Origin of the sequence: Duganella callida, from assembly GCF_004614165.1 — a bacterium.
Taxonomy (GTDB): domain Bacteria; phylum Pseudomonadota; class Gammaproteobacteria; order Burkholderiales; family Burkholderiaceae_D; genus Rugamonas; species Rugamonas callida.
In genome coordinates, this window is record NZ_SPVG01000251.1 from 23,709 (window position 1) to 29,713 (window position 6,005).

Below are 6,005 nucleotides of genomic sequence, written 5' to 3' on the forward strand. Positions count from 1 at the left end.
GCTTACAGGATTTCCTGCACCAGCTCGGACGGACGGCACAGGCGCACGCCCTTGCCGGTCACCACGAACGGGCGCTCGATCAGGATGGGATGTGCCATCATCGTGTCCAGCAGCGCCTGGTCCGACAGGGAGACGTCGGCCAATCCCAGTTCCACGTAAAGGTCGCCCTTGTTGCGCATGGCCTGCCGCACGCCGATGCCTGCCTTGGCGATCATCTCTTGCAGTTCCGCGCGCGATGGCGGGTTCTTCACGTAGTCGATGATCCGCGGTTCGACACCGGACGCGCGGATGGCTTCCAGCGTTTTGCGCGAGGTGCCGCAGGCGGTGTTGTGGTAGATGGTGATGCTCATGATGCTGCCTTTGTACGGAATAACCAAGGCAGCATTATGACTTAAAACCTGGTCGCCAGACTGACGCCGATGCTGCGTGGCGTGAGCCGGTAACCCTGCACGATGGACGCAACCTGCGGATGCTGAATAATGGTGTCCGTATCGAACGCGTTTTTCACGAACACGGTGAAGGCGTAGCGATCGAATGTCATGCCGGCGCTGAAGTCGGTGGTGTGATACGCCGGACGGTTGTAGTCGGTCTGTTCCGGGTCCAGCGAGCCTTTGCTGGAGCCCACCCATTGCATCCCCGCCATCACGAACGCCGGTCGCTCCCAGGCGGAGAAGTTGTAGGTCGCATTGACCGCCGCATTATATTTCGGCACACCCTGGATCTGCGCGCCCGCCACCGCGCCCACCACGCCGTTCTCGATGCCGACGTCGTTCGACAGCTCGGCCTTCACGTAGCCGCCCGAGGCGCTCAGCGTCAGTCCGGGCAGCGGCTTGGCTTTGATGTCGAACTCGAAGCCCTTGGTGGTGGCGTCGCCGGCGTTGGCGTTGTAGGTATAGGCGCAGGTGGGCAGATACACGCCCTGCTGGATGTTCTTCCACTTCACGTAGAACACGTCCGCGTTCACCGACACGCGGTTGTTCAGGAAGCGCGATTTGCTGCCCAACTCGTAGCTCCACAGACTATCCGGCGCATACGACGGCGGACCGGCCGTGATGCCGTTCGCTTCCAGGTCCTGGCCGCAGGTGGTCGGCGGCACATAGATGTTCGCACCGCCCAGGCGGAAGCCTTTGGCCACGCTGGTATACACGGTATTGGTCGGATTGACTTCCCAGGTCAGCGCATACTTGGGCGTGAACGCGTGAGAGGACGTCGCCGCACCACTGTTGTTGCCCGCGCCGGCCAGATAATTGCCGTTGCGCTGCTCCAGCGTGGTATCGGCCCGCAGATAACGCGCGCCCACGGTCGCGTGCAGCGCCGGCGTGAAGTAGTAATTCAGTTCGCCGAACACCGACTTCTGCTTCTCGCGATAGTGGAAGGCGCCGGCAAACGAGTTATCGTTCGGGAACTGGCCGGGACGCGCATCCGGCAGCAGCTCGGGATCGGCGATGTCGAAGCCGAACTGCCTGAAAATGTCGGTCACGCCGAAGATAGGATCGTTCTCGATGATGTTGGTATGCTGGACCGAGAGGTAGGCGCCCGCCAGCCAGGTCCACGGCGACACCTTCTCGTCATACGGCCGCGACGCCAGGCGGAATTCCTGCGACACCTGCCGCACCTGGTTGTTCAGGTACACGGCCGACGGCAGCCCCGCGATCGCATCGATCAGCTCCGGCGGCGCCTTGCCGCCATCCGCGGTCGAGGTCAAAAACGTCGACAGCGAATAGCTGTTGTAAGCCGAACCGTTCTGCGTGCGATCGAACTTGCGCTCGAAGTAGCTGGTGGCCGAAGTCAGATCGACCTCGCCCATGTCCCAGTTGACCGTCACGCTAGGCGCCAGCAGCTTGTCGATGGACGGCTCGCGCACCTGCTTCTGCGCCGAGTACAAGGGCAGATCCAGATTGAACGCCGCGATGTCCTTGGCATCGATGCGCTGATAATAGACCGAGGGCGTGATGGTCACCGAACGCACCGGCTTCCACTTCAGCGAGCCGCGGAACTCCTGGTCGCTGATCTTGTTGATGTTGTTGGCCAGGACCGCGCCATCGCCATCCACCTGGTTGATGAAGCCCCCGGTGTGCTGCGCCTGCACGCCCAGGCGCAGCGCCAGTTCGTCCGGGATCAGCGGAAAATTCCCCACCACGTTGACCGCATAATTCGCGCTGCCGCCCTTCGTGTTCGACACTTCGGTGTAAGTGGTGACCTCGCGCTCCTTCAGATCCGGCTCGTTCGGCACGAACTTGATGGTGCCGCCCATGGAACCGGCGCCGTACAGGGTTGCCTGCGGCCCGCGCAGCACCTCCACGCGGTCGATATCGAAGAAGCGCGGCTCGATATTCCCCATGGTGTAGACGTTACCGACCGTGACCGGCGTATCGCCCAGATAAATCCCCACGGTCGCCGCGCCGGCGGTCGACGAGATGCCGCGTATCTCGACGTTGGAGGTGCCCGGCCCGGCCCCGCCATTGCCGCTGGCCGCCGTGAAAGAGATATTCGGCACCACCCGCGTCAGATCCGTGATGTCGCGCACGTGCTCCGCCTGCAGCTGCGAACCGGTGACGGCGCTGATACTCATCGCCACCTTGGCCGGATCTTCCTTGCGCTTCTGCGCTGTCACCTTCACGACTTCGATTTCGTCCGACTGCTGCTGCGCCCACGCCGGGGCGCCGAATGCTGCCATCACTGCGGTTGCGACAAGTTTGCGCCGAATATCCATGTGATCTTCTCCGTGACGCCCCAAATTGATGCATTCCGGGCTAACTGTTTATATTAACCATATTGATCTTTTAACAAAGCAAGAACTTTGCCAAGACGTTGGAATACAGTCACAAACCGCTTTTATTTGAGGCGTCTCAAGGCCACGGACAGGAAATCGAGGAAGGTGCGGATGTCGGCGTGGGACGTGCGGTGATTCGGCAGCACCTGAGCCGTCCGCTTTGCAAAAGTCCAACGCCCAGCGCCACGCGATGGCGATGGGGGACGAAGTCGCACCGCAAGTCTGGCGCGAGTTCCCGGACGTGAAGTGGAACAGGAAGGTGGTGGACGGCGCCACCGCGCGCATGGTCAACCAGCCGGCCACGCTGGACACCAGCGTCGCCACCACCGGTCCGACACTCATCAACGTCACCGACTTCCGCGCGTCGCTGATCGCGCCGGGTCAGAGACCGTAATCGACGTCCCTCGGCGCCACGCCCTCGTTCAGGCTGGCGACGAACGGCGTCGGCTTGCTGTCCTGCTTATACACCACGCCCTCCTTCATCACGAAGCTGACCTTGGTCATCAGGCCGATGTCGCTGAGCGGATTGCCGGGCACCGCCACCAGGTCGGCGAACTTGCCGGCGCTGATGCTGCCCAGATCCTTGTCCTGCTTGAGCAGCGCGGCGGCGTGCGTGGTGGCGGCCTGGATCGCCGCCAGCGGCGGCATGCCCGCCTCCACCATGTAGCCGAACTCCTTGGCGTTTTCGCCGTGCGGATAGACCGCGGCATCGGTGCCAAAGGCGATCTTGACGCCGGCCTTGTAGGCGCGGCCGGCGGTGGCCTGGATCAGCGGACCGACCGCCGCGGCCTTCACCGCCACTTGCGGCGGGAAGTAGCCCGGCACCTTGGCTTTGCCCTCGACGTATTTGCCGGCGATGATGGTCGGCACGTAGTAGGTGCCGTGCTCCTTCATCAGCTTCATGTCCTCATCGCTCATGTAGGTGCCGTGTTCGATCGAATCGACGCCGCCGATCACGGCACGGCGGATCGCCTCGGCGCCGTGGGCGTGCGCGGCCACCGTCATGTCGTAATCGTGGGCGGCGGCCACCACCGCCTTGATCTCCTCGATCGTCATCTGCGCGTTGTCGGCGCTCTTGCTCTCATCCAGCACGCCGCCGGACGGCATGATCTTGATCAGGTCCGCACCATCCTTGTAATGCTGGCGCACCGCCTTCCATGCGTCGGCGGCACCGTTGATGATGCCGTCCTTGGGACCGTAATCGGCCATCAGGTCGGCGCGATAGCCGTCCGAATCGTCGGCGTGGCCGCCGGTCGAACCAACCGCCTTGCCGGCGGTGAAGATGCGCGGGCCCGGCACTACGCCGGCATTGATGGCGTTGCGCAGCGAGATCGAGGTGTTGGCATTGTCGCCCAGGTTACGCACGGTGGTGAAGCCGGCCAGCAGCGTCACGCGCGCGTAATTGGTGGAGCGGATCGCAAAGTCGGCGATATTCCAGCGGAACTGGTCGGAATACGCGGTGGGGCTGGTCTGGCCGGTCAGGTGTGTGTGGCTGTCGATCAGCCCCGGCAGGCAGGTCTGGCCGGCCAGGTCGATCACGGTGGCGCCTGCCGGCGCCTGCTTGCCGGCGCTGAGCTGGGTGATGCGTTTGCCGTCGATCAGCACCGTGGTCTCACCCAGCAGCTTGCCCGATTGCGTGTCGAGCAGTTGCCCGCATTGAACGGCAACCAGCGGCGCGGCGGCGGCACTGGCGCAAACGGCCAGGCAAGCGGCGGCAACGACAGTCAGACCCGGATGAGCGCGCATCGATATCTCCAAAAATAGAATAATGGAAAATATTACCCCACGATTTCAGGAGAACACATCAACTATTTTGTTGCGCACGCCGATAGTTGAATTTTACGCCAAGTTCTGATTTAATTATCACCACACAAGTCGGGGCGTAGCTTAGTCCGGTAAAGCGCTACGTTCGGGACGTAGAGACCGGAGGTTCGAATCCTCTCGCCCCGACCAGATCTCAAACACCTGTTTCAACGACTGCGCGTCGGGTAGCGCGTCGTTCCAGTCAGACCGCGCCGAAGCGTTCGCGCAGGCCGCCCACGCGGACTTCGTCGACCACGTGTTCGACGAAGGCGCGCACCTTGGCCGGCGCCAGTTTGCGGCTGGCGTAATAGATCGATAGCGGCCGCGTCTCGCCATGCCATTCCGGCAGCACCCGCAGCAGTTCGCCGCTATCGAGCAGCGGCAGCACGTGCGGCAACGGCAACATCGCCAGGCCCAGGCCGCAGGCGGCGGCGCGCGCGATGGCTTCCGGATCGTCGATCACGGCCAGCGCGCGCACGCTGCCCACCACCGCCTCGCCGACGCCATTCTTGAGCAGCCACGGCACCACGCGCCCCGAACTCATCGAGCGGCGCAGCAGACCGCCGTGCGCGGCCAACTGGGACGGCTGCCGCAGCGGCGGATGGCGTGCCAGGTAGGCCGGCGCCGCCACCATCACGCTCAGCATCGGCGCCAGCTCGCGCGCGATCAGGCCGTCGGTCAGTTCGATGCCACCGCCGATGGCCACGTCGTAGCCCTGCGCGATCAGGTCGACCTGGCGGTTGTCGAACGACAGGTCGAGCGTGATGTCGGGATAGCGCTGCAAAAACTTCTCCAGCAGCGGCACGATGTACAGGCGGCCGACGGTCGGCGCCATCGCCACCCTCAGCGTGCCGGCCGGCTTGCCGGCGCCCTGTCGCAGCGCCGACAGCGCGTCGGCGATGTCGGTCCACGGCATGCGCACCTGCAGGTGCAGGCTTTCGCCTTCGGCGGTGAGGCTGATGCTGCGCGTGCTGCGCTGAAACAGGCGCACGCCCAGCCCGGCCTCCAGCCGCGCAACGTTCTTGCTGACGGCGGCCGGCGTCAGGCCGAGGCGACGCGCCGCGGCCGAGAAACTGCCCTCGTCGGCGGCGGCGACGAAAGCCTCGAGGTAGATCACGAATTCAGCTTGCATGGCGGCCGGATTGACGAGGTAACAGCGGCATTTTATACCGGCGGTTGAATCTTTCCTTCCCCGCCAGCGGCTACCGGGGACGACCGCCGCTGTCCATACTTTGCCTTACCGATTCTCAACCCCGAAAGGAAAGCATCATGAGCACCACTCCACTGAAAGGCAAAGTCGCCTTCATCACCGGCGGTTCACGCGGCATCGGCGCCGCCGCCGCGCGCCGTCTGGCCCGCGAGGGCGCCATCGTCGCCATTGGTTACCAGGCCTCCGGCGCGGCCGCCACGGCGCTGGCCGCCGAAATCG

The 6,005-nt window shown here is 64.0% G+C and carries 5 protein-coding genes, 1 tRNA gene and 1 pseudogene; 3 read left to right on the forward strand and 4 right to left on the reverse strand.

Annotated elements, in window-relative coordinates; genetic code table 11:
* Positions 1 to 2: 2 nt before the first annotated feature.
* Positions 3 to 350, reverse strand: a complete 348-nt coding sequence (arsC, locus tag E4L98_RS26220; protein ID WP_135204482.1) for an arsenate reductase (glutaredoxin) — start codon at positions 348 to 350, stop codon at positions 3 to 5.
* Between the two features lie 41 nt (positions 351 to 391).
* Positions 392 to 2,677: a TonB-dependent receptor gene (locus E4L98_RS26225; RefSeq protein ID WP_229257586.1), complete on the reverse strand. Its 2,286-nt coding sequence runs from the start codon at positions 2,675 to 2,677 to the stop codon at positions 392 to 394.
* Positions 2,678 to 2,927: 250 nt separating this feature from the next.
* Here E4L98_RS26225 and E4L98_RS26230 point away from each other — a divergent pair.
* Positions 2,928 to 3,098, forward strand: a pseudogene (locus E4L98_RS26230) (tartrate dehydrogenase); the annotation flags it as partial.
* Between the two features lie 56 nt (positions 3,099 to 3,154).
* Here E4L98_RS26230 and E4L98_RS26235 read toward each other — a convergent pair.
* Positions 3,155 to 4,519, reverse strand: a complete 1,365-nt coding sequence (locus E4L98_RS26235) for a metal-dependent hydrolase family protein (RefSeq protein WP_135204484.1) — start codon at positions 4,517 to 4,519, stop codon at positions 3,155 to 3,157.
* Between the two features lie 130 nt (positions 4,520 to 4,649).
* Here E4L98_RS26235 and E4L98_RS26240 point away from each other — a divergent pair.
* Positions 4,650 to 4,726 (forward strand) — tRNA-Pro (locus E4L98_RS26240).
* Between the two features lie 52 nt (positions 4,727 to 4,778).
* Here the strand turns inward: E4L98_RS26240 and E4L98_RS26245 are convergent.
* Positions 4,779 to 5,708: a LysR family transcriptional regulator gene (locus E4L98_RS26245; RefSeq protein WP_135204485.1), complete on the reverse strand. Its 930-nt coding sequence runs from the start codon at positions 5,706 to 5,708 to the stop codon at positions 4,779 to 4,781.
* 137 nt (positions 5,709 to 5,845) lie between these two features.
* On the opposite strand from E4L98_RS26245, the gene E4L98_RS26250 reads away from it, so the two are divergent.
* Positions 5,846 to 6,005, forward strand: a 160-nt coding sequence (locus E4L98_RS26250; protein ID WP_135204486.1) for an SDR family NAD(P)-dependent oxidoreductase, incomplete at its 3' end; no start/stop codon positions are given.